Below are 24086 nucleotides of genomic sequence, written 5' to 3'. Positions count from 1 at the left end.
GCTCATAACAATTAGCTTAAGGAACTGAGAGAAAACAACGCCAATCCTAATCGATTGGCTTTGTTGTTTTAAGGTAGCTATAACCACTTAAATCGATAAAACAGCGCCATTTGCAGGGCGACGAGTGAGATTAATATGCCGCAGAAGGTGGCGAAGGCCCAAGTGTTGTCCGCGCCCGGTATTCCGCCAATATTGACCCCAAGTAAGCCTGTTAAAAAGCCCAACGGTAAGAAGATTGCTGACACTAAGGATAAGAAGTATAAGCGTTTGTTGAGTTGCTCCGACTGCTGACTGAGTAATTCTTCTTGAGTCACATTGGCCCTATCGCGTAGGGCATCGAGATCTTCAATAGTGCGGATAAGTTTATCGTTTGTTTCCCTCAGCTTGAGTCGCTCAGTATCTTTAAATAGGCTAAATTGCTCAGAAATCATTTTCGAGAATGCTTCGCGCTGTGGGGCTAAATAGCGGCGAATGGCCACAGTTTGACGGCGCAGTTCGGCGATATCGGTACGTAAGTCTTTCACATTGCCTGAGACGACTAGCTCTTCTAAATCAGAGAGCTGTTCTTCCAATTTATCAATAAACTCGACTTTACGATTGGTCAGTCGCTCGCAGATTGCGACGATAAAGTCCCCCGTAGTTGTAGGCCCATTGCCCTCAAGGATTAGCTCGGCGACATCTTTGACCGACTGTAACTCGCGATCGCAGGTGGAAATGATCCGCTGTTTATCGGCATAGATACGCACAGCCACCATGTCTTCGGGAGCAGAATTGGGGTTGAGGTTAACGCCGCGTAATGCGAGTAATATGCCTTCACCTGTAATCACAGCGCGGGGACGAGTGTCTTGGGCGAGTAGGGCATCACTTTCGACCTTAGGCAGACCGCTATTGAGTATCCAGTGGCGTGCCTTTTTATTACGATAGCGAAGGTGTAACCAGAGTAGGCCATCCTCAGGATCCCATTTTTCGATCTGTTCTAGGCTCAAGGTGGAACCCGCTTGGGCGCCGCTTAGCACTAAACTGTAGATAAACCCTTCGTGCATATCGCATTCCATTTAACTTTCAAAATCATCCAAACAAACTAACTGATTTTGCCATGAAAATGAAGTCAGTACTTATGCTTAACGACATGAGACAAACGTAAATTGACATAAATTTGATGTGCTGAGGGATGCAAGCAACTTAGCCAAGGATAGGTTAAAATTAGCATTAGTAGGCTTAGATCAAAGAGACAATAAAATGGAATACGAATTTCGGCGTAACAGTTTAACTGGCACTTTTTTGGCTAGCTTTAGCATGGATCATGAAGTGCTTGGGCAATGGTTTACGGAAGAATTAGGGACTGAGTTAGCTAAAATTCAGCAAGTGTTGGGTGTGATAAAAGAAATTCAAGCCGATAAACGAGGTTCATGGCGTCTTGTTGGTAATGATTTTACCTTAGAGTTAGAGCGTGAACAGGCGCGAGTCTTTGCCAATACCTTAGGCTTTGAGCAAGAATATGAATTGGAAGAGGCTATGTCACTCTATGATGCTGAGTCAGAAGCTTATTGTGGCCTTGAGGATTTTGAACAGGCGCTATTGAGTTGGCAGCAATTTATTGAGAAAGGTTTGTAATCATTTATTTAATCTCTATTTGATAAAAACATAAAGGCAATCATGGGATTGCCTTTATTGTTTGCGTGATACCAAGCTCATTTTCGTATCTTTAATTATTAAGGTAGCGCACCGCCATTTCGGTTCTCGATTTAGCATTGGCTTTACGCAGTAGGTTTTTCACGTGCACTTTAACAGTGCCTTCACTAATGTGTAAATGCTCTGAAATCATGCGATTGCTTAAGCCTTCCGCCAGTTGCTGTAGAATTTGCAGCTCCCTTGGGGTTAGGCTCGAAATCCATTCTTGTTCATCGGTCGCATCTTTAAGTTCGTAAAGGTATTCCTCGACTTCATCGCTGATCACCCTGTGGCCAAGCATGGCATTTTTGAGTTTTTCGAGCAACAAATCTGGCTCAGTATCTTTAAGCAAATAGCCGTCTGCTCCAGCGCGAAGTAAACGGATAACATCCTGTTTTGCATCTGAAACGGTGAGAATTACTATGCGTGAGGTAACACCTTCTTGGCGCATGGCGTTGAGGGTATCTAGGCCTGTCATGCCTTTCATATTCAGATCGAGCAATATGATGTCGGGTTCATCGGTGACCACTGCGGTTAATGCGTCTAAACCACTACCGGCTTCGCCAAATAGGCTGAAGTCAGGATCTGAAGCGATGAGCTGGCAGATGCCTTTGCGCAAGAGGGGATGGTCATCGACCACCAGTACTGAATAAGGTTTACCCATTTGAAGGCTCCTGTTGAGATGGGAAAATAAGCGTCACTCTAGTGCCACTTGACCCTTTGCTGTGCTGCACAAGGTTTAATGGGCTGTTAGGTTTGAGTGCGTCGTCTTGTGCATTGCATCCTTGCTCAGTTGTGGTTGCCATAGCAGGTTTAAATCTCTTTAAATCATTGTCGCTGAACACGACTTTACCTGAAAGCTTACTGGCTCGTTCATGCATTATACCTATGCCAAAATGTTGATCTCGTTCTTTTAAATGTCCAATACCTATGCCGTTATCACAAACATCAATATTGACCATACCCTCGTCATCCTTATAGCAATGGATGTTAATGAGGCTGGCCTCAGCATGTTTGATGGCGTTTAACGTCGCTTCTCGCGTGATCTGCAGTATGTGGATGTGTTGCTTTGCCTCTAGCCATTGTGGCGCAAGTTTATAGTCTAAGGTTATCTTTATATTCGTCTTTGTCCTGAGTTGCTCAAGCATAGCCTCTAAAGCACTTTTTAGATCGGGCTCTTTAATTGTGAGCCTAAAGGTGGATAGTAACTCCCTGAGCTGCACGTAGGCAGTGCTTACACCTTCGTTGATTTCGGTTAGCTGCGCCTCAACGATTGGACTGCGGCAACTGCAATCTAAGTTTTTGCGTAATAAGCTAATTTGGATTTTTAGGAAAGATAGCACTTGACCTAAAGAGTCGTGCAGCTCCCGGGCAATTACGCCACGTTCCTCCATTAGCGCCAGTTGCTGTCTTTGCTCTGTGGCATTGTGGATCACGATTGAGCGCGTCAACATAATTGCGAAATTGTTAAACAAGGCGATATTGGGTGTTTGGTCGGCAATTAACTCTAAATAGCCTAAATTAGCCTGCTCAAATTGCAGTGGGAAACGGGTGCTCTCTTGAGTCATATCTGGCCAACCGCCATCGGCCTCAATCACTTCTAACTCTTGCTCTGGGTATTGAATGATGAGTCTTAGGTAGTCGAGTGATTCATAGCCTTTTAACTGATTCAGCGCCGCCTTGAGAGCCTTGTAATCGAGTTTATTTGCGTTTAATGTCAGTAGGTTATCATATAAGAATGCCAGCTCGTTGTTGGCCCTTGTCAGCGCTAAGGTTTTTTCTGCTACCTGCGATTCTAAGTTGCCATAAAGCGTCGCGAGTTCCTTCGCCGTTTTTTGTAGGGCATGGGTCAGCGCTGTAAGTTCAATATATTCGGTCTCGGGCATTTCTATTTCAAAATTACCCTTAGAAATCGTGTTGGCCGATTCCATCAGTTTTTGCAGCGGGATCACCACTTTCTTCTTTGTAAAACGCACGGCCACAAAAGCGATAATGAGCATGACGCCTAAGCCTAATATTTGGCTGGCGGCAAGGAGCCTGAGTTTAAAGGCGGCGTAGTGCTCCATCTCAAGCACCAGTAAATCAATGGTATCAACAAAGTCCTTCAGTGAGGCGACATAATCGCGGGAGTTTTCTTGTTCTATGTAGTGTTTCATCACCAGCCATTTATCGATGACAAGCTGATATTGAGCGGCAATTTCTGGCGGACTAAACCAACTTTCCGAGGGCTTTAATGTGTCGGAATTGAGCGTATTTTCGAATTCGGTGATTTTATCCTGCGCAGCATCACTGCCTGAGTTGGCGTAAAACATTAACCGATAGCTTTGCATCCTCAGCGACCCTGAGGCATTAATCGCCTTGGCGTCGCCTAAGCTGTAGGACAAATTGATGATAGCAAAAGTCGATAAACTACTAGAGAGCAGAATAAGGACTAACATTAATCCTAAGATTTTTGAGGTTAGACTACCTCGTTTCATTAATCCGCTGTTCATTTTGATGGCCGCTGTTATGGCACTTTGCAGTGGTTTTTACATTAGAAAATAATGTAATACATTAACAAAAGTATAGAAATGTGAACAACAACACCTTTACATTTTGATCTAGCGCAAACTTCAACCTAGATACCCCCTAAGAGGTATATTTTTAGCAGGGTTAAATCACTAAGTTTGACCATGGAGATGTCGTGATTTACAACAATAATGCAACACGGAGATGAGATGATGAAGAAGATGACAGGTAAGTCCTTTGCACTGAGTGCACTGGTTGCCGCCAGCTTCATGGCAGCGGGCGCAATGGCGAGTGATAAAACAGAGCCTCGCAACGAAGTTTATAAAGATAAATTTAAGAATCAATATAATAGCTGGCATGATACCGCAAAGAGTGAAGAACTTGTCGATGCGATTGGGCAGGATCCTAATATGGTGATCCTGTGGGCTGGCTATGCATTCGCAAAAGATTACAACGCTCCTCGCGGCCATATGTATGCCGTGACCGACGTGCGTAATACCCTACGTACTGGTGCGCCGAAAAATGCGGAAGATGGTCCATTGCCTATGGCATGTTGGAGTTGTAAGAGCCCTGATGTACCTCGCTTGATTGAAGAGCAAGGCGAAGATGGTTACTTCAAAGGTAAGTGGTCAAAGGGTGGCCCTGAAGTGACAAATACCATTGGTTGTGGTGATTGCCATGAAAAAAGCTCTCCAAAGTTACGTATTTCACGCCCTTATGCAGACCGTGCTTTTGAAGCTATAGGTACACCTTTCAGCAAAGCGTCTAAACAAGATAAAGAATCAATGGTATGTGCTCAGTGCCACGTTGAGTATTATTTTGAGAAAACTGACGACAAAAAGAATTTTGTTAAATTCCCTTGGGATATGGGTACAACAGTTGAAAAAATGGAAGTCTACTATGACTCAATCCAATTTTCTGATTGGACACACGCCCTTTCTAAGACACCAATGTTAAAAGCCCAGCATCCAGAGTATGAAACTTGGAAAATGGGTATTCACGGCATGAATAATGTGAGTTGCGTTGACTGTCACATGCCAAAAGTGACCAGTGCTGAAGGTAAGAAGTTTACCGATCATAAAGTGGGCAATCCATTCGACCGTTTTGAAGAAATCTGTGCAACTTGCCATAGCCAGACTAAAGAGTTTTTGGTTGGCGTGACTAATGAGCGTAAAGCCAAAGTCAAAGAAATGAAGTTGAAAGCGGAAGAGCAATTAGTCAAAGCACACTTTGAAGCAGAGGCTGCGTGGAAAGCTGGCGCAACTGAAGAAGAAATGAAACCCATACTGACAGATATTCGCCACTCACAATGGCGTTGGGATTTAGCGATTGCTTCCCATGGTGTTGCAGCTCACGCACCGGATGAAGCATTGCGTATTCTGGGTACTTCGGTAAGTAAAGCTGCTGATGCTCGTGTGAAGTTAGCGCAATTACTCGGTAAAAAAGGCATCACAGATCCTGTTGCGATTCCTGATATCTCTACTAAAGCTAAAGCACAAGCAGCCTTAGGTATGGACATGAAAAAGATGAATGCTGAGAAAGAAGCATTTAAGAAAGACATGTTACCTAAGTGGGATGAAGAAGCGAAAAAACGCGAAGCCACTTATAAGTAGGTTTTAATCAATCGCGGTTGAGTTTTCGATATGAGCTAACCCCTCATGCAAACAAAAGCCCTCGCTGATTCAGCGGGGGCTTTTTTATGGAAAAAAATATCGAGTAATGTCAGGCGTTGGTCATGCTGGCTGAAGAAATATCACGGGCTAAATTGCTATTTGATCAGTTTTAATAACGCCCTAAACCGCTCGCCTTGGGCTTGATGTTGTAATTCAAATAATAGCGATTCCACGTTAGTTAATAGGGCGCCTCTGGCCGTCATCATTTGGATCCCGAGTTGTTTATTCTCAGCACTGCGTGACGATACGCAATCGGCGACTAAATGCACCGAATATTGCTGTTCGATAAGGTCACAACAGGTTTGGTAAACACACACATGGGTTTCAATACCCGCGAGTATGACGTGTTTGCGATTCGTCTTAGTTAATGCCTTTGCAAACGTGTCACAGTGCCAGCCGCTAAAATGCTGCTTAGCAATGGGTGAGCTGGTTTTCGCAAGTAAGGTTTGCAGCTCAGGGCTAGTTGCTCCGAGTTTATCGGGTAGCTGTTCTAACCAGAGTATGGGAATTTCAAATAATTGTGCACCTTGAATTAAGGTCTGTAGTTGTTGGTGCAGCTTGTCACTGTTATCCATGATTTGTGCAAGTTTTCCCTGCACATCGACGATAACGAGAACACATTCTTCAGGTTTTAACATCGGGCCTTCCTTCTGCGCTTGATGATTGTCTTAGTGATGATCTTCGCTTTTGTCTAAGAGCTTGTGTTGTGATGCTCAGATTTCATCTCGATTTACGCTTCCCCCAGTAGACCCTAATTTAACCTTGTTACCAATAGGCCTAAGGTCGAATAGCTGTCGCACTTAAACTGCTCACTAAAAGAGTGCATCGCACCAGTTAGTGCTCGATTATGGTGCATTTTTAACCTTGAAAAATAGTGTTAAACAATTTAAACCAATAATAATCAATAGATTAAATTGTTGGCCTAATGATTGAATTACCTTTGATACAAGTTAATAACAATCGCGTGTTTTTGGAGGTCAGGATGAAACTAGTCAGCGCTATCATCAAGCCGTTTAAGTTGGATGATGTCCGTGAAGCTATCGCCGGAATTGGTATTGAGGGCATGACGGTGACCGAAGTGAAAGGTTTTGGCCGTCAGAAAGGGCATACAGAGTTGTATCGCGGCGCCGAGTATCAGGTGGATTTTTTGCCAAAAGTAAAACTAGAAATTGCCACTAAGGCTGAAAATCTCGACATGTTGATTGAGGCCATTACCACTGCGGCCCATACGGGGAAAATTGGTGACGGTAAGATCTTCGTCGTTGATTTAGAACATGCTATCCGTATCCGTACGGGTGAACTTGATACTGAAGCGCTATAAGGGGCTGACAATGGAAGAATTAACGAAATTAGGCGGCACAGTCACTGAACTACGCTTTGCACTCGATACCTTTTACTTTTTGATTTCTGGCGCTTTAGTCATGTGGATGGCGGCGGGATTCGCCATGTTAGAAGCGGGTTTAGTTCGCTCTAAAAATACCACTGAAATTTTAACTAAGAACGTTGTGCTGTACGCGATTGCCTGTGTGATGTATCTGTTGGTTGGCTATAACATCATGTATGTGGATAACACTGAAGGTGGCTGGTTACCGTCAATTGGCACCTTAATTGGTTCGCAATCAGCAGATGCGAGCCATGCATTAGAATCTGACTTCTTCTTCCAAGTTGTATTTGTGGCAACGGCGATGTCAATTGTCTCTGGTGCTGTGGCGGAACGGATGAAGTTGTGGGCTTTCTTGTTCTTCTCTGTGGTGATGACAGCGGTTATCTATCCAGTAGAAGGTTATTGGACTTGGGGCCAAGGTTTTATCGCTAAACTGGGCTTTGTAGACTTTGCCGGTAGCGGTATTGTGCATATGACGGGGGCGACCGCGGCGATTGCTGGCGTAATATTGCTCGGTGCGCGTAAGGGTAAATACGGGCCTAACGGCCAAGTGAATCCTATTCCAGGCTCTAACTTGCCAATGGCAACCTTAGGTATGTTTATTCTGTGGATGGGCTGGTTTGGCTTTAACGGCGGATCGCAATTAATGGTGTCGGATGCGGCGAATGCAAGCTCAGTGGCGAAAGTGTTTGTGAATACTAATACTGCAGCGGCTTTTGGTGCCATCTCAGCTCTTATCGTGTGTAAGATGATTTGGGGTAAAGCGGATTTGACCATGATCCTTAACGGTATTTTGGCTGGATTAGTGGCGATTACGGCAGATCCTCTCTCGCCTTCATTGTTAATGGCGGGTGTGATTGGTTTAGTGGCGGGCGGTGTGGTGGTGTTCTCGATTGTGGGCTTAGATCGCATTAAGATTGACGATCCCGTCGGTGCGATTTCAGTACACGGTGTGGCTGGTTTCCTCGGCTTAATGTGTGTGCCATTATCCAATGCCAATGCAACTATTACCGGACAGTTGACGGGGGCAGCGATCATTTTCACTTGGGTATTCTGCTCATCATTTGCTGTCTGGTATGTGATTAAGATAACCATGGGGATCCGTGTTACTGAGGAAGAAGAATACAACGGTATGGATGCTTCTGACTGCGGTATTGATGCCTATCCTGAGTTTGTTACGGTCAAAAATGCGGGCTGATTAAACTTGCACATTAATGCGTGATTCACCTTGATGCTTAGCTTGGATCGAGGGATAGTGAAGCAGAGCCTAGGCTCTGCTTTTTTATGGGTAATCACTGTGATTGAAGTTTTAGCACAGGGTCATAAGCTTAATTACTGAGCAATTCTGTTTTCTTGCATAAATTAAGGAGTGTTCTATGAGCTTGAATATAAAAACAATAGGTCAATTTTCGCGACTAAGTCTTATCGTCATTTCTGGCTGGATATCGGTTTCTGCCTTTGCAGGAGAAGTGATCGTTAATCGCTCAAGTGAGCCTGTCGATGCCTTTGCCGTGCGTGATCAAGTGCTCAAGGATTTTGAATGGCAGGAGTCGCTTCGTCGCCAGCAGCAAATCCAAATTCTGCAGGCTTTACCCTCAGGTTGCGTTACGGTCATGAAACCCTATCGACATTTTACCTGTGGAGAGCATAACTATCGGCCGTATCATTATCAGCAGCGTGAGTTATACATAGAAGTTGACCGACCTTCACAATAGTTAATTCATTAAATTATTTGCGATTATTTTCAATCGATCGCGATTATCATTTTTTGTAACCATTTTATGTCGTCTTTTTCGCCATTTGTAATAAGCTCAAATAGGAGCTAATGGTGTGGGAGGGCGTATGTCGAAACTATTCCGAGCCGTATACTTGAGTACGATCTTGAGCGTTGTATTCAGTCAATTGTTTGCTTGTAGCTCGACGACCATTGAGCCTAATCCGTCGGATCTTGAGTCGTTACTTGCCGATTCACTGTTTACCCCTGTGGCCGATATTCCTTCTGTTGCGGATATTTTTTATCTGCCACCCGAGGTAGTGACAGACGTAAAACGTCGCTATGGGATATACACTTTTTCACATAATAACAACATGTTAGCCAACGAGTGGTTAGCTAGTTATATCAATGCGAGTCAAACCAATAGCGCTAACATTGATTTTCGATATCAAGATAATCTGACCCAAATTGCCCGTGAAACCTATGCCCAAAGGGCGGGTAATTGCATGTCTTTAGTGGTCATGACTTCTGCGTTAGCGGACATATTGAATGTGAGTGCTGAGTATCAAGATATTGCGATAGAACCGGTATGGGATAAGCAAGGTGATTTCTATTTAATCAATGGGCATGTGAATTTACGCTTACTTCCACCTGAAAACGCACATTCAGTTTATGTGTCATCTACCGCAGTTTTAGTGGACTTTATGCCAGAGCGAGCTCTACGGGGATACGGTAAAACCCAAGTGGATCGGCAGACCTTAATCAGCATGTTTTACAACAATATGGCGGCAGAGTCTTTGGTGAACGGTGATTTAGACAGGGCCTATGCCTTGATTAAAGTGGGTTTAAAAGTCGGCCAGTTTGTTCCTTCACTCAACACGCTCGCCATTATTTACCGGCATAAAGGTGATGAAAAGCGGGCCGAACAGGTTTATCGCTATGCACTCAAGTTTGATGCGAAAAATCTGACAACGCTTTATAACTTAGCCTTGATTTTAGGGGAGCAGGGGCGGCTTGATGAATGGGCCGAAATTAATAAAGTGCTTGAATTAGCACGAATACGTAATCCCTATTATTACTATGACATGGGGCAGCAAGCTTATGATGAGCATCAATACGACGAGGCCTTGGCTTGGTATCAAAGGGCGTTGGCAAAAGCGGATTATCGTCATGAGTTCTTCTTCGGTTTATCTAAAACCTACTGGGCGCTGGGGGACGAAAAGCGTGCCAAACTGAATATGGATAAAGCCTTGGCTTTGAGCCGAGATGAGTCAGAGCGTCAACGCTATCAGAGCAAGTTACAAGTCATGTTACAGCATTAGCATTTGCCCGCTCTTTTCTATAGAGCGCTGGCCATCAATTAAGCTTATTACGGGTAAACATCTTTGCTTGCTAACATAGGGCGCCTAAATACACTTGCAGCAAATATGTTTATTCCTTTTTATCCGCCATATTCGATTTTGTTAATCAAGGCTGTGAGTTAGCTGGCATATTTGAATTTTTATTTTTTTAAAATATATTAAAACAATAAGTTATATTTGATTTTTTGAAATGGAGACAACTTGGTTGCATTGGCGCCTGAGACTCGATAAATTGAACTCAGTATTGCAGTTGAGATCCCTTATCGCAGCGATAGAAATAGCCTAAAACACCAGCGTTGGAGCAGTAAAATTATGTATTACCAAAATGATGACGTTCGCATTAAAGAAGTAAAAGAGTTACTTCCACCTATCGCGATTCTTGAACGATTTCCTGCTTCCGAAAAAGCCTCTGCGACTGTGTTTAATGCGCGTAATAGTATCCATAATATTCTGGCTAAGTCTGATGATCGTCTATTAGTGGTGATTGGGCCTTGTTCTATCCACGATCCCAAAGCTGCGTTGGAATATGGACAGCGTTTGGTCTCACTGCGTGAACGTTATAAAGATCAACTCGAAATTGTGATGCGAGTGTATTTTGAAAAACCAAGAACCACAGTGGGTTGGAAAGGGCTGATTAACGATCCTTACATGGATAACAGCTTTAAACTCAATGATGGTTTACGCACCGCCCGTAAATTATTAGTGGATTTGAACGACAGCGGTATGCCAACCGCGGGTGAGTTTCTTGACATGATCACCCCACAATATATGGCTGATTTAATGTGCTGGGGAGCCATTGGCGCCCGTACGACAGAATCTCAAGTACACAGAGAGTTAGCCTCGGGTCTTTCTTGTCCGGTCGGTTTTAAAAATGGTACTGATGGCACGATTAAAGTTGCTATTGATGCGATAGGTGCTGCCAATGCACCACACCATTTTTTATCTGTGACTAAGTTGGGCCATTCGGCGATCGTTTCGACTAAGGGCAATCCTGATTGCCACATTATTTTACGGGGTGGCCGCGAGCCCAATTATAGCGCGCCGCATGTCACTGAGATTAGCCAGCAGTTGTTAAAAGCCAAGCTTGCCGACAACATCATGATCGACTTTAGCCATGCGAATAGTAGTAAAGAGTATCAACGTCAGTTAGTGGTTGCTGAAGATGTTGCTGGACAAGTGGCGGCGGGAAATACTGCTATTTTTGGTGTTATGGTAGAAAGCCATTTAGTGGAAGGTCGTCAAGATCTTATTGAAGGTCAAGATTTATGCTATGGGCAGAGTATTACCGATGCGTGTATTGGTTGGGATGATACCGAGCGTCTGTTAGCCATTTTGAATCAAAGCATTATCGAACGCCGTCAGGTTTAATTGTCTGCTCGAGCGAACATAAATCGCAACTATACCTGAGTTAGCCGTTAACGATTGTGGGTTAAGTAAAAACAAAGGCGCTATCCCGGCGCCTTTGTTTTATCTATTTATTGCTTATTTCAACAATGTATTCATTTGCTTTGGCTAAGCTACCAAAGGCGGCAATAAGGTTGTTTCTACCTTTATCTTGTATCTCTGGATTGCCTGATTCGATCATCATCCACACCCAAGTTTGGATCAGTGGTAATGGCGGGTATTGAACTTTAGCGGAATCCAACATAAAGCTTCCTTTGATCTTAATTTAATTTGTTTATCTTAATATTCTCGCTAGAACTTGGGCGTATGAATCGCAAAATCTAGCGCGTAGAGGTTAACAAATTCTATTGATTTGTATAACCGCCTCCATGGCATTTTGGGCAAAACGGCAAAAATAATCAACAGCAGCAACTTTGTGCCAAGCCTTCTTCCATTGCACTCTTATCCTCTTACATACGGCTCTGAGGTTAAGTAAAACGGTACATGCCTGAACACAAATCAGTATAAATTCATTTATTGTGAATACGCCAGTGTAATGCGTAAGTATGATGTTTTGGCTTTAAATACAATCAAAATAGCAGATGAGTATGTCGTGAATAAGTCTATTTGTCTGTCAGGAAAATCTGATTGATTTTATTCAGACTTTGCTAGTTTCGCTTAGCTTATGTCCGGTGTGAACTGTTACAATTGGCATAACTCATTCAAGGTTATGTCCTATGCGCCCAACGTTATATTTTGAAGGTCCAGTCGATAAATTAAACTGGCACGTCATGAAACTGCTTTGGCCTTACTTATTGGAATACAAAGGCCGTATTGCGTTGGCGATGTCATGCCTCATCATCGCTAAGCTGACCAGCGTGGCTCTGCCTTTTATTCTGAAGCATTTGGTCGACACCTTAGATGCCGATAAAACTGCGCAAGCCCTCAGTGTGCCCGTAGGATTAGTGTTGGCCTATGGCGCGGTACGTCTACTAACGGCGATTACGGGGGAGATCCGCGATACCTTGTTTGGCCGCGTAACAGAGCGGGCGATCCGCCGTTTAGGTTTAGCGGTATTCGACCATTTACACCGACTTGACCTCGATTTTCATCTAGAGCGCAAAACCGGCGGCCTATCCCGCGATATTGAACGCGGCACCAGCGGCGTGAGTTTCCTCATGCGTTTTATGGTGTTCAACATAGTGCCAACCTTGCTCGAAATTGTCATGGTGATTGGCATTTTCTTCTATAACTACGGGATTGCGTTTGCGGCAATCACCTTTATTGCTGTGTTGGCTTATATTATTTTTTCTGTGGTCGCGACCGAATGGCGTACTGAGTATGTTCGTGATGCGGCCAAGGCTGACTCGTTATCGAATACCCGCGCCATCGACAGCTTGCTGAACTATGAAACGGTAAAGTATTTTAATAATGAAAAGTATGAGTCGCAGCGCTATGACCAAGCGCTTGAACAGTGGGAAGTCGCCAAACGTAAAAACCGCTTATCTTTGTTTGCGCTCAATGGTGGACAAGCTGTGATTATCGCTTTGGCGATGACGGCTATGATGGCGCTGGCGGCATACAGAGTTACCTATGGCGATATGACCTTAGGTGATTTTGTGTTGATTAATGCGTTTATGATGCAGCTCTTTTTACCCCTTAACTTCTTAGGTTTTGTGTATCGTGAAATTCGCGGCGCGTTAGCCAATATTGAGCGCATGTTTAGCCTGCTCGATAAACATCCTATGATAGTCGACTTACCCCAAGCACTCGATTTTCAACCCACTAAGGGTGAATTGATATTTGAAAATGTTAATTTTAGCTACGATGAGCGGCAAATTCTGCGGGACGTGAGCTTTAAGGTTGAAGCCGGTAAAAAGGTGGCTGTTGTAGGTGATAGTGGTGCAGGTAAATCGACCCTGATTAAACTGCTATTTCGATTTTACGATGTGGACCAAGGTGCGATTAAAATCGATGGACAAGATATCCGCCATCTCACCCAAGATGCGCTGCGGCGTGCCATTGCCATAGTGCCGCAGGATACTGTGCTGTTTAACGATTCATTAGTCGAAAATATACGTTATGGTCGCCCAAGCGCGACGGATGAAGAGGTGCGTAACGCGATAAAACTGGCGCACTTAGAGCAATTTATTGCATCACTTGCCCTTGGTTGGGGCACAAAGGTGGGTGAGCGCGGCTTAAAGCTATCTGGCGGAGAAAAACAGCGGGTCGCGATAGCAAGGGCAATTTTGAAGGGCTCGCCCGTGCTGGTGTTTGATGAGGCAACATCTTCACTTGATAGTCGCTCCGAGCAAGCTATTTTGTCGGCACTGCGGGAAGTCGCTAAGGGGCACACTAGCCTAGTGGTGGCTCATAGGCTATCGACCATAGTCGATGCCGATCAAATAGTCGTATTAAGCCAAGGAGAAATAGTTGAGCAAGGTAATCATCAGACTTTGCTGTTGGCAAATGGTCTCTATGCCAAATTATGGCGGATACAAAATGAGCAACAACATACTCCTCTGAGCAGTTAATAGCGTAATACAGTTCAGTCTTTATTCAGCTTCGGCTCTCTATACTCAATGCCAACACATCAATCGGAAGAGATCTGGCATGGAAAATATTACACTGAGAGCTAATATTGAAGGCAAAGAAGAAAAAGTCGCCACTGATTGGTATGCCATCATGGCGACATTGAAAAAACGTGGTGTTGATTATGATTCATTGCAACGCATTCATGCTGAGTTGAACGCGGGCCTGTTGGTTACAACTCGGCGACTTACCTTGGCTAAAGTCAATCCAGAAATGGTGCTGGCAGGTGTGATCCGCGATATGAACGCGCCGACAAGTGACTTTATGGGTATGCGTTAGGTGTGTTCGCTAGTGCTTTAGTACAGTTTAGGTGAGAACGTCCGAGAATAGAGGTGAGCCTCTATTCTTGATGCTCTAGAGAGACTCCAGAGATAAAATATGGCTGAATTAAGCTACGCCGTTCAGCTTCCCCGCTTTCCAACCTTCACATAAAAGATTCAATTTAGGTACTGACTCATCTATCAAAGTGAGTCGAATGATCTGCCCTTCGCGAAAACACACCAGTTCACCTTCGATCTCGGTCAGGCGATTACAGCTCTTACAGCTAGTGCTTACAGTTTTACTGGCGGGCAGTTGGCTTACGAAGCTAGATTTCAAAGTGTTTCCTTAAGTTCAATTGTGGGTAAGACATTTGAATAATGTCTCACGTCACGGATCTTACCTCTTTTGTGATACGCATTCAAATATACCTTATGTAAACCCTATATAGACGAAAGTTGTATTCGCCATTAACCGCGAGGGTTCGCGGCTACTTATCCATATGTGCATAGTATTTATCGAGTGAAATGGATAAACCGCTATCGAGTACAATTCGGACATGTGAGGGTTTGAGTTGTCTTGGTTCTGTCACTCCGCAAGAGTGCGCAATTAAGGCTAAGTCATGGTGTAAATTATGATTATAGTTAGCAACACGAGCCGATTTATCCCTAGGATCGAGTCCTTGTTGTAGCTTGGGATTGTGCGTTGTGATGCCCGTTGGGCAGGTATCTCTATTGCACTGTAAGGCTTGAATACAACCGAGGGCGAACATATTGCCACGGGCCGATGCGATGAAGTCGGCACCTAATGCCAAAGCCCAAGCGACTCTTGATGGCACTATGAGTTTACCCGAAGCGATGACTTTGATACGTTTACGCAAGCCTCGTTGGATCAAGACATTAACTAGGATAGGTAAGCTTTCCTTCAGTGGTAATCCTACATAATCCATTAAAGGTTGTGGTGCTGCGCCTGTGCCGCCATCGGCACTGTCTAAGGTAAAGAAGTCGGGGGCAGAGTCTTCGCCACGACGTTCAATTTCATCACATAAATCTTCGAGCCACTGCACGTCACCGAGTACGGCCTTAATGCCCGTTGGTTTACCTGTAACTTCACGTACTCGTTCAACCATATCCAAAATATCGTTCACGGATTTGAACTCAATATGACCATTAGGGCTAATAGAGTCATAACCCTGAGGAATACCGCGAATATGGGCAATTTCAGCCGTGACTTTGATCCCAGGTAAAATGCCACCTTTACCCGGTTTAGCTCCTTGACTCATTTTAATTTCGAACATTTTGACTTCGGGATGAATGGCTATCGACTTGAGCTTTTCATCGTCTAAATGTCCGTGCTCATTACGTACACCGTATTTGGCCGTTCCAATTTGAAAGACGATATCGCAGCCACCTTTTAGATGATAAGGGCTCAAGCCGCCTTCACCTGTGTTAAGCCAGCAACCCGCCTGCGCTGCACCGTGGGAAAGGGCGGTAATTGCTGGGCGCGATAGAGCCCCAAAGCTCATGGCTGAAATATGACAAATGGCTTGAGTCGTATAGGGTTGGCGGCAATTGGTGCCAATTGTCAGTGGATGAATGGGTGTGATCTCTTCATCTTGGGTTGGGAAGGCGGTATTCATAAACATAATGGTACCGGCGTTATCTAAGGGGCGAGTCGAACCAAAGGCGATAGTTCTATCGACATTTTTAGCCGCGCGGTAAACCCAACTGCGTTCTGCACGGTTGAATGGTAGTTCTTCTCTGTCTTGGGCAAAAAAGTATTGTCTAAAGAACTCGCCTTGTTTCTCGAACAGATACCGAAAGCGACCAATTACAGGATAGTTATGTCTTACCGCTTGTTTGGTCTGCATTTTATCTGCGATATACATGTAAATAACCGCGAGTACTGCGAGTCCTATTACAATTAAAAACAACCCTGAAAATAGATCGAGTCCCCACATAAACCAATTGAGTTCACTCATGTTATTTATCCTTATTCTTGTCCGTAACGGGTGGCGATCAAGCTCGCAGGTTGGTCATCATTAAGAGAGAGTAAAAACAGCTGGCTATAGTCATCTTCACTTATCGCTTGGATCTCAGGTCCACCAAGGGCTTTAATGATCAGTGGGACAGTGTTTGAATGCCCAACGATGAGTGTATTGCCCTTTACAGCATGCACTTGTTCAACAATGTGTTGGATATGTCCTTCGATAGGTTTGGCTGCTTCTACTATCGTCACAGGTAAATGGCGAGCCTCGGCGATGGGCGCGAGTGTTTGCTGGGTTCTTAGGTATTGAGTCGCAATAAGTTGCGAAAGCGGCGTGCGGCTCAAGGCAGTGATCAGTGATGTTGCGCGCATTTCTCCCTTGGGTGATAACTGCGGGTTATTGGCTGGCGTGTCGCCTTTTTCGGCATGTCTGACTAAAATAATTAGTCTGCTCTCCGCATGAGCTTGGCTAATGGGAGTAAAGCCGAGGCAAGTGAATATGACGAGGATTGTTAGCAGGCTAAAGCGTTTTATATTGATACCCAGATTATGCTTAAAATAGTGCTTAAGGATTAGTGTAAACCCGTGAAAGCGGAAATGACTCAAACTGCGGCCTGCTGCCATGGTGTAACATCCTTTTCTATTGGCTTATGTCTAAGCTCAGCGATAGTAATGATCTGCATTGCGGTGGGTTGGCGCTTTATGCACCTTATTAAAGAATGAACCCACTTAATTTATGTGGGCCTTATCATGGCCTTGTGGTCAGATGGTACTTCAATTCTAAAAATTACTAAAGCTGGTTAAATTTTGGTCGATAATTAAGTCGACCCGAATTGAATGGATAGTCATCATGGAAATCAATAAACCCCCTCAAGTGCAAAGTACCCCTTTGCCACAGAAAAAATATGCTGAAAACGCGGCGTCTAAGGGCACCGAAGTGAGTGATTCGAAGGACGCGAAAGCCACAGAAGTAACCTCGAAGCAAACTGCGCAGCAAACGAGTAAGCAGCTGATGAATCAAGCGATTTTATCGGCACAGCAAGATGTGAATATCAAGTCAGGCGATCAGTCTATGGCCTTGCTTTATCGCGCAGCGATAGAGTCGATTAATAAAGAATTAGCGCCCACTATGGGCGAGAACGCGATTCAGACGGCTTACGATAATGGCGTAGATACTTCTCCAGAAGCGACTGCAGATCGTATCGTGAGTTTTGCGACGCAGTTTTTTAGCATTCACCAACAACAAAATTCGGGTATGAGTCTAAGTGATCAACTCGATAGCTTTATGGGGATTATTGGCGGTGCCATCGACAATGGCTTTAAAGAGGCTAAAGATATTCTGTCCGGCCTTAAAGTATTGCAGGGTGATATTGCCGATGGTGTCGATAAAACCTACAGCTTAGTGCAAGAGGGGCTGCAAGCCTTTAGAGATAGCTTTAACAAGAAGACTGATGAGACAGTATCGAGTCCGAGTTAATACCTCAGTATTTTCAGTTCTATATTCAGCGTTATAGTCATAAGCCCCTTATATAAGGGGTTTTTGTTGTGCAGAAAAAAGTCTATGCTGGAAGCCTATTTAACGTTTCGCTTGAGGGCAAGTTATGTGGATTAGGGGACAAGTGATAGAACGTATTGATTGGAGTGATAAGTTATTCTCATTGCGCATTGCTGCCGAGTTAGCTCCATTTATTCCTGGTCAGTTTATCAAGTTAAGTCAAATGCAAGATGATAAGCGTGTGGCTAGAGCCTACTCCTTAGTAAATTCTCCCGATAAACCCTATGCCGAGGTGCTCGCCGTTGCAGTAGAGGATGGCCTGTTATCGCCTCAATTACACAACCTTGCAATAGGCGATGAAATTGAAATTACCTCAACCGCGACCGGTTTTATGACCTTAGCTGAAATTCCTAAGGGTGAACTCCAAGGGAAGCATTTGTGGTTTTTAGCCACAGGAACAGCAGTAGGGCCATTTTTGTCTATGCTCGACACCGATGAACCTTGGGAGCGTTTTGAAAAAGTCGTGCTTGTGTATGGCGTGCGCGAAGCACAGGATTTGGCATATCTTGATAAGCTGCGTAATTTAGAACGCAAATACCCTGAACAATTTACATTAGTCTTGAGTGTGACCCGTAAACCCTTTGCCGATGCTTTGCAGTGTCGCATTCCCGAGGGGATAGTCTCGGGTGAAATCGAAAAAAAGGCAGGATTAACCTTAAACGCAGCTGACTCTCAAGTTATGATCTGCGGCAATCCGGGTATGATTAATGGTGCGCAAGCCGCTTTACTCGATAAAGGGTTAGTGAAGAATTTACGCCGTGCTCCTGGGCAAATTACCGTTGAAAAATACTGGTAATCTCAATTTTACATAGAAGGCGAGAGTAAACTTGTTGCCGTTCTTGCCCCTAAAAAGCCATAGCGTTTAATGCAAACAAAAGGAAATTTTTGATGAAGTTGTTAAGTTCTCAAGCTTCGCCCTATGCCCGTTGTGTAAGAGCCTTAATCCAGTATCTAGGGATTAACAATATTGAAGAGCAGTTAGTTAATCCCTTTGAAAACAGCGCAGAATTACTCGATGCTAACCCGTTAGGACAGATCCCGTGTCTTATTACCAACGATGGTGTTGCACTATTCGATAGTGAAGTGATCATGCGTTACCTAGATACAGAGCTTGGCGATCGTAAGATGTTTGGGATCTCAAATAATAACTGGGTGCTGGAGTGTCAGTATTCTTTAGTCAAAGGCTTAATCGATAGCGCGGTGAAATTACGCCAAGAGCAAATGCGTGAAGAAGAAGGCGTGAGGTCAATATTTTGGACTGCACGTTTTGAACAAGCACTGCTGCGCGGCCTTATGCAGATTGAGCTTCAAACTGTGATCACCCAAACCACGATTCAAGCACCGCAATTAGCCTTGATTTGCTTACTCGATTATGTGGATTTTAGACATCCAGAGCTAGATTGGCGTAAGGTTGCACCTGCGACAGCACTTTGGTTCAGTGAAATGCGTGATTTACCTGCATTTATTCAAACTCGTCCCCAATAATCCGCAGAGGATGCTCAACCGTCGGTTGCGCGTCTTCCTTTTGGCCTATCACGGCGATTTTGTTCACCAAAAGCGCCGAATAACTCACGAGTAACCCCATATTCTACTCTGCGATCATTGCCTAGTTGGCGCCTGTCTTCATGATGTTGATAGCGGCATTGGCAGTTTGCCATAGTGCATTCTTCCATCGGAATTTCGGGCGCATCTTTTGATAAAAATCGTTTTCCAGAAAGCGCTTCAATCTGCTCACAGCAACTGCCGTTATTCACTATGCTCACACTGTGAAAACTGTGAGTCTTATTAATGCTGGGATCAGCAGCTTGAGAAGAGTGTTTATGTCTTTTGGGACGACTATTGAGTTTGAATAAGCCAAATAGCGCAATTGCGGCTACGCCTAGCAGCAAAACAGTTAACATAACGCCTCCTGAAAGCATTTTTATCAAATTAAGGTTCAGTTTAGTTTGATTTGAGATAATCTCAAATTTTCAGATTAATACCATTAAAAACATAAAGTTAATTAGCTGCTTGCTCTCAAGTTCTGTATCTATTACTCTTGCGAAACTGATAAGCATTATCATTAATGCGTTAGTGTTCAAATTTTACTGAACACGTCATCACTTTGGGGAGAATTCGGTAATGAAATGGGTAACTTGCGCGGCTGTTTTTGGGTTAATGTCGGTTGGGCATTCAGCGAATGCAGATGATAAATTAACCGTTTATTCTTATCGCCAAGCTTTCTTGGTGGAGCCTATCCTGACGCGTTTCACCGAAGAAACTGGCATAGGTGTGAATTTGGTATTTGCTAAAGACGGTATTGCCGAGCGTCTCGTCCGTGAAGGCCGTTTATCCCCAGCAGATCTTGTGCTGACGTCTGATTTTTCACGTTTAGTTGAATTAGTGGATAAAGATCTAACCTCTCCAGTCAAAAATCCCCTGCTAGAGAGCAATATTCCTGCGCAGTATCGCGATCCCGATGGCCAGTGGTATGCCCTGACTATGCGGGTGCGAAATCTCTATACAGCCAAGGCTCGTTTAGGCCTGCAGCAATTGACCTATGAAGAATTAGCCGATCCCAAATATAAAGGAAAGATTTGTACTCGCAGTGGTAAGCATCCATACAACATAGCGTTAGTCGCATCTATGATTGCTCATCACGGTGAAGCTGAGGCAAAAACTTGGTTACAAGGCGTGAAAACTAATTTAGCCCGCAAACCTCAGGGGAACGACAGGGGGCAAATTGCCGCAGTAAAAGAAGGTGTGTGTGAGATCGCCATTGGTAATAGCTACTATTACGGCAATATGTTGCAGGATCCTGAGCAAAAGGCGATTGCCGAAGCTGTGACGCTCAACTTCCCGAACCAAGCTGACCGCGGTGCCCATGTGAATGTGTCTGGTATGGTACTCACTCGCCATGCGCCTAATAAAGCCAATGCGATCAAATTGATGGAGTTCTTATCCGCCGATGTGGCTCAGAAGGCTTATGCCGATGTGAATATGGAATATCCAGTGAAAGCCGATGTGGCACCTTCATCTTTAGTGGCTTCATGGGGTAAGTTTAAGTCAGATCAATTGCCCATTTTTAAGTTGGCAGAATATCACCAAGCGGCGGTTAAGCTATTAGATGAAGTGCAGTTTGATCTCTAGCTCCAGTACTAGCGACAAAATGCAGATTTAGGTTATCAGCGCCAGTGATTGGCGCTGTGACGTTTTAAGGATTGACATGATTTTAGGATTAGCCAGAAGCTGGTCGCTTGCTGGTTATGCCGTGGCCGCCTTGCTGGTATTGCCACTATTTGCGTTGATATTTCAAGCTTTTCAGCCTGACGAAGCCGTGTTTGGGCACTTGATGGCAACGGTTCTGCCGACATATATCATTAATAGTTTATTGCTGATTTTCTGGGTGAGTCTGGGGGCGTTATTACTCGCGTTACCTTGCGCTTGGTTGATGGCTCGTTGTGACTTTGTAGGCAGGCGATATTTGCAATGGGCGCTATTATTGCCCCTCGCTATGCCTGCGTATATTGTTGCCTACGTCTATACCGATTTACTCGATTATGCGGGGCCAGTGCAGCGCGGTCTTCGTTCGATATTTGGCTGGGACTCACCGCAGGATTATTTCTTCCCCGATATTCGTACCTTAGGCGGCGCGGCGTGTATGTTGTCGCTGGTATTGTTTCCCTATATTTATCTCTTGGCGCGTACCGCTTTTATGGAGCAATCCTTAAGTTTGGCGCATGCTTCGCGCATTATGGGCTGTTCACCGTGGCAAAGTTTTTGGCGTTTATCTTTGCCTATGGCAAGGCCTGCGCTCGCCGTTGGGGTGGCTTTAGTGGCGATGGAGACGGCCGCTGATTTTGCAACGGTTAACTATTTTGCCGTGCCCACCTTAACGACAGCCGTGTACGACACTTGGTTGGGTTATGGCAATTTGACCGCCGCCGCTAAGTTATCGGCGATTATCTTGCTGGTGGTATTTAGCCTGATTGGATTTGAGCGTTTTGCCCGTCGTAAACAGCAGTTATTCCAAAAACAATCACGTATACAAGTCACTGACTTGTATCGACTCTCGATGACTCAAACCTTGGTCGCACTCAGCTTTTGCGGCATGCTATTGCTATTAGCCTTTCTGTTACCTTTCGGGATTTTATTATCCTATGCCATTGGTTACTTTGAACAAAGCTGGGATAAGAGTTTCTGGCAATTGAGTCTTAACAGCCTCAGTCTTGCGCTGATCACCAGTTTACTCTGTTGCTTAATCGCCTTACTGCTTATGTTCGTTCGCCGGATAAGCCCAAGACAGAGTGATGCTTTGCCCTCACGGTTAGCTTCGACGGGCTACGCCTTACCAGGCACTGTGCTGGCTATTGGGGTATTAGTGCCTTTAACTATGCTAGATTTTGCGATTAACGATCTGGCGGATCTTGTCGGCATCACAGGTCCTGGTCTTATCCTTACAGGCAGTGTGATGGCATTGATTTTTGCTTTTTGTGTACGTTTCGTGGCAATTGCGATTGGCAGTGTTGAAAGCAGTTATAAACGCATCTCGCCATCGCTAGACATGGTGAGCCTGACCATGGGGCAAACTCCTAGGCAACTTTTGCGGCGGGTGCATTTGCCTTTACTTGCTAAGGGATTATTTGCGGGCGCTTTATTGGTGTTTATCGAAAGCATGAAGGAACTGCCCGCTGCGTTATTGCTGCGGCCTATCGGTTTTGAGAATCTTGCAACTTATGTATTCCAGTTTGCATCCGATGAAAAACTCGAGCACGGCGCATTAGCTGCTATTGTGATTGTACTGGTGGGTTTAGTGCCGCTTATTTATTTAAACCGTTCATTGGAGCATCACAGCTGATGACAAGTACGCTCAAGCTTAAGCAAATTCATAGCGATTATCAGGGCCAGCAAGTACTTAAAGGTTTGAGTTTAACGCTCGCCCAAGGGGAAATCCTGGCGTTGTTAGGCCCAAGCGGTTGTGGCAAGACGACCTTATTGCGTGCAGTTGCTGGATTACAGGCCATAAGCCAAGGTGAAATCCAGATTAATGGCCGCATAGTGAGTGGCGATAGCCAGTTTGTACCTAGCGAGCAGCGCGGCATCGGCATGATTTTTCAAGACTATGCGCTTTTCCCTCATTTGACTGTGGCGGAAAATATCCTCTTTGGGGTGGCTAGATTGTCGGGCGCAGAACGTCAGGCACGTTTGGATGAAATGCTAGCCTTGGTCAAACTTGAAGGGTTGGCACAGCGTTATCCCCATGAATTATCTGGCGGTCAGCAGCAGCGAGTTTCGATTGCGCGGGCACTTGCCTATGAGCCGCAGTTATTGCTGCTCGATGAGCCTTTTTCCAATATTGATGCCCAAGTGCGCTACGAGATGATGGCGGAAATTCGCAGCATCTTAAAACAGCGTAATGTCAGCGCGGTGTTTGTTACTCATAGCAAGGATGAAGCCTTTGTATTTGCAGATACTTTAGCCATCTTTAATCAAGGCATCATAGTGCAGCATGGTAGTGCCGAAGCTTTATATGCCGCCCCAAACAGCCGCTATGTGGCGGACTTTTTAGGTAGCGGTAATTACTTACCTGCAGCAGTGTTTGATGGGCACAGTGTTGTCACTCCCATAGGTCATTTAACGAGCCTCACGCCATTAAATTTGCCGAGCGAGTTCAGCGGAACAGTATTCTTGCGACCACAGCAATTGACGCTCAGCGCCGATGAACAGGGCGTTGGTACTATCACTGAGCGACGTTTCTTAGGCGCCTTTTGTCATTATTGGGTCAAAATTGAAGCCGCTTCCCATGCTTATTATGTGGAGGTGCGTAGCCAAATGATGCAGCTCACTATCGGCCAAAAAGTTGGGGTAACGACTGAGCCGCATTCGCTCGTGTTGTTTGAATCTTCAGCATATTCAAACTGTGGGGACCCAATCTAAGCGATGAGTATTTATTCAATGCTGATATAGCATAGCCAACTAAAGTACGACATTTTTGCTTACGTTAAACTTGGGTCTATGCGGT

General features: G+C 44.7%; 24 protein-coding genes. 15 read left to right on the top strand and 9 right to left on the bottom strand.

The window, feature by feature from the left end:
- Positions 1 to 77: 77 nt before the first annotated feature.
- Positions 78 to 1043 carry a zinc transporter ZntB gene (locus tag CKQ84_RS04280; RefSeq protein ID WP_105250234.1) on the bottom strand — a complete coding sequence of 322 codons (966 nt, stop codon included), beginning with the start codon at positions 1041 to 1043 and terminating at the stop codon, positions 78 to 80.
- 196 nt (positions 1044 to 1239) lie between these two features.
- On the opposite strand from CKQ84_RS04280, the gene CKQ84_RS04275 reads away from it, so the two are divergent.
- The gene (locus tag CKQ84_RS04275) at positions 1240 to 1614 is read left to right on the top strand and encodes a YacL family protein (protein ID WP_105250233.1); all 375 of its coding nucleotides are present in this window, start codon (positions 1240 to 1242) and stop codon (positions 1612 to 1614) included.
- Between the two features lie 91 nt (positions 1615 to 1705).
- Here the strand turns inward: CKQ84_RS04275 and CKQ84_RS04270 are convergent, their stop codons facing one another.
- Both CKQ84_RS04270 and narQ read right to left on the bottom strand, forming a co-directional pair.
- The gene (locus CKQ84_RS04270) at positions 1706 to 2335 is read right to left on the bottom strand and encodes a response regulator (protein ID WP_105250232.1); all 630 of its coding nucleotides are present in this window, start codon (positions 2333 to 2335) and stop codon (positions 1706 to 1708) included.
- The gene (gene narQ / locus CKQ84_RS04265; protein WP_173913149.1) at positions 2328 to 4163 is read right to left on the bottom strand and encodes a nitrate/nitrite two-component system sensor histidine kinase NarQ; all 1836 of its coding nucleotides are present in this window, start codon (positions 4161 to 4163) and stop codon (positions 2328 to 2330) included. Before narQ ends, CKQ84_RS04270 begins: the two co-directional genes overlap by 8 nt.
- A gap of 225 nt (positions 4164 to 4388) precedes the next feature.
- Between narQ and nrfA the strand changes: the two genes are divergently transcribed.
- Positions 4389 to 5792: an ammonia-forming nitrite reductase cytochrome c552 subunit gene (gene nrfA / locus CKQ84_RS04260; protein WP_105250230.1), complete on the top strand. Its 1404-nt coding sequence runs from the start codon at positions 4389 to 4391 to the stop codon at positions 5790 to 5792.
- 155 nt (positions 5793 to 5947) lie between these two features.
- Here nrfA and CKQ84_RS04255 read toward each other — a convergent pair whose 3' ends face one another.
- Positions 5948 to 6490 carry a hydrolase gene (locus tag CKQ84_RS04255; RefSeq protein ID WP_028761799.1) on the bottom strand — a complete coding sequence of 181 codons (543 nt, stop codon included), beginning with the start codon at positions 6488 to 6490 and terminating at the stop codon, positions 5948 to 5950.
- Positions 6491 to 6834: 344 nt separating this feature from the next.
- On the opposite strand from CKQ84_RS04255, the gene CKQ84_RS04250 reads away from it, so the two are divergent.
- The 5 genes from CKQ84_RS04250 (at position 6835) to aroG (ending at position 11679) form a co-directional block, all read left to right on the top strand.
- Positions 6835 to 7173: a P-II family nitrogen regulator gene (locus CKQ84_RS04250; RefSeq protein ID WP_028761800.1), complete on the top strand. Its 339-nt coding sequence runs from the start codon at positions 6835 to 6837 to the stop codon at positions 7171 to 7173.
- 10 nt (positions 7174 to 7183) lie between these two features.
- Entirely contained in the window at positions 7184 to 8434 is a 1251-nt protein-coding gene (locus CKQ84_RS04245) for an ammonium transporter (RefSeq protein ID WP_028761801.1), read from the top strand.
- A 178-nt stretch (positions 8435 to 8612) separates the two neighbouring features.
- Entirely contained in the window at positions 8613 to 8951 is a 339-nt protein-coding gene (locus tag CKQ84_RS04240; protein ID WP_028761802.1) for a hypothetical protein, read from the top strand.
- A 127-nt stretch (positions 8952 to 9078) separates the two neighbouring features.
- Positions 9079 to 10272, top strand: coding sequence for a tetratricopeptide repeat protein (locus CKQ84_RS04235; RefSeq protein WP_105250229.1), 1194 nt, complete (start codon positions 9079 to 9081; stop codon positions 10270 to 10272).
- Positions 10273 to 10623: 351 nt separating this feature from the next.
- Positions 10624 to 11679: a 3-deoxy-7-phosphoheptulonate synthase AroG gene (aroG, locus tag CKQ84_RS04230; RefSeq protein WP_105250228.1), complete on the top strand. Its 1056-nt coding sequence runs from the start codon at positions 10624 to 10626 to the stop codon at positions 11677 to 11679.
- 103 nt (positions 11680 to 11782) lie between these two features.
- Here the strand turns inward: aroG and CKQ84_RS04225 are convergent, their stop codons facing one another.
- A complete protein-coding gene (locus CKQ84_RS04225) occupies positions 11783 to 11959 on the bottom strand; it encodes a hypothetical protein (protein WP_105250227.1) in 177 nt (58 codons plus the stop codon).
- A 472-nt stretch (positions 11960 to 12431) separates the two neighbouring features.
- Between CKQ84_RS04225 and CKQ84_RS04220 the strand changes: the two genes are divergently transcribed.
- Positions 12432 to 14228 (top strand): ABC transporter ATP-binding protein/permease, encoded by a 1797-nt coding sequence (locus tag CKQ84_RS04220; protein ID WP_105250226.1) that lies wholly within the window; start codon positions 12432 to 12434, stop codon positions 14226 to 14228.
- A 79-nt stretch (positions 14229 to 14307) separates the two neighbouring features.
- Positions 14308 to 14565: a hypothetical protein gene (locus tag CKQ84_RS04215; RefSeq protein WP_105250225.1), complete on the top strand. Its 258-nt coding sequence runs from the start codon at positions 14308 to 14310 to the stop codon at positions 14563 to 14565.
- A 108-nt stretch (positions 14566 to 14673) separates the two neighbouring features.
- Here CKQ84_RS04215 and CKQ84_RS04210 read toward each other — a convergent pair whose 3' ends face one another.
- From CKQ84_RS04210 to CKQ84_RS04200, 3 genes are all read right to left on the bottom strand, one after another.
- Positions 14674 to 14883, bottom strand: a complete 210-nt coding sequence (locus tag CKQ84_RS04210) for a hypothetical protein (protein ID WP_105250224.1) — start codon at positions 14881 to 14883, stop codon at positions 14674 to 14676.
- A gap of 151 nt (positions 14884 to 15034) precedes the next feature.
- Positions 15035 to 16525, bottom strand: coding sequence for an FMN-binding glutamate synthase family protein (locus CKQ84_RS04205; protein ID WP_105250223.1), 1491 nt, complete (start codon positions 16523 to 16525; stop codon positions 15035 to 15037).
- Positions 16526 to 16536: 11 nt separating this feature from the next.
- A complete protein-coding gene (locus tag CKQ84_RS04200) occupies positions 16537 to 17154 on the bottom strand; it encodes a histidine phosphatase family protein (protein WP_105250222.1) in 618 nt (205 codons plus the stop codon).
- Positions 17155 to 17380: 226 nt separating this feature from the next.
- On the opposite strand from CKQ84_RS04200, the gene CKQ84_RS04195 reads away from it, so the two are divergent.
- The 3 genes from CKQ84_RS04195 to CKQ84_RS04185 all read left to right on the top strand — a co-directional run bounded on the left by CKQ84_RS04195 (position 17381) and on the right by CKQ84_RS04185 (position 19570).
- A complete protein-coding gene (locus CKQ84_RS04195) occupies positions 17381 to 18007 on the top strand; it encodes a DUF5610 domain-containing protein (protein WP_105250221.1) in 627 nt (208 codons plus the stop codon).
- 124 nt (positions 18008 to 18131) lie between these two features.
- Positions 18132 to 18881: a ferredoxin--NADP reductase gene (locus CKQ84_RS04190; protein WP_105250220.1), complete on the top strand. Its 750-nt coding sequence runs from the start codon at positions 18132 to 18134 to the stop codon at positions 18879 to 18881.
- 92 nt (positions 18882 to 18973) lie between these two features.
- Positions 18974 to 19570, top strand: coding sequence for a glutathione S-transferase N-terminal domain-containing protein (locus tag CKQ84_RS04185; RefSeq protein WP_105250219.1), 597 nt, complete (start codon positions 18974 to 18976; stop codon positions 19568 to 19570).
- Between the two features lie 14 nt (positions 19571 to 19584).
- Here the strand turns inward: CKQ84_RS04185 and CKQ84_RS04180 are convergent, their stop codons facing one another.
- Complete coding sequence (locus CKQ84_RS04180) at positions 19585 to 19986, bottom strand: hypothetical protein (protein WP_105250218.1); 402 nt, start codon at positions 19984 to 19986, stop codon at positions 19585 to 19587.
- 220 nt (positions 19987 to 20206) lie between these two features.
- Here CKQ84_RS04180 and CKQ84_RS04175 point away from each other — a divergent pair, with 220 nt between their 5' ends.
- The 3 genes from CKQ84_RS04175 to CKQ84_RS04165 all read left to right on the top strand — a co-directional run bounded on the left by CKQ84_RS04175 (position 20207) and on the right by CKQ84_RS04165 (position 24001).
- Positions 20207 to 21214 (top strand): Fe(3+) ABC transporter substrate-binding protein, encoded by a 1008-nt coding sequence (locus tag CKQ84_RS04175; RefSeq protein ID WP_105250217.1) that lies wholly within the window; start codon positions 20207 to 20209, stop codon positions 21212 to 21214.
- 76 nt (positions 21215 to 21290) lie between these two features.
- The gene (locus CKQ84_RS04170) at positions 21291 to 22922 is read left to right on the top strand and encodes an iron ABC transporter permease (protein ID WP_105250216.1); all 1632 of its coding nucleotides are present in this window, start codon (positions 21291 to 21293) and stop codon (positions 22920 to 22922) included.
- Positions 22922 to 24001: an ABC transporter ATP-binding protein gene (locus tag CKQ84_RS04165; RefSeq protein ID WP_105250215.1), complete on the top strand. Its 1080-nt coding sequence runs from the start codon at positions 22922 to 22924 to the stop codon at positions 23999 to 24001. Before CKQ84_RS04170 ends, CKQ84_RS04165 begins: the two co-directional genes overlap by 1 nt.
- Positions 24002 to 24086: the final 85 nt, after the last annotated feature.

Source organism: Shewanella sp. WE21 (genome assembly GCF_002966515.1).
GTDB classification, from domain to species: Bacteria; Pseudomonadota; Gammaproteobacteria; order Enterobacterales; family Shewanellaceae; genus Shewanella; species Shewanella oncorhynchi.
This window is presented reverse-complemented; position numbering and strand designations above follow the sequence as displayed.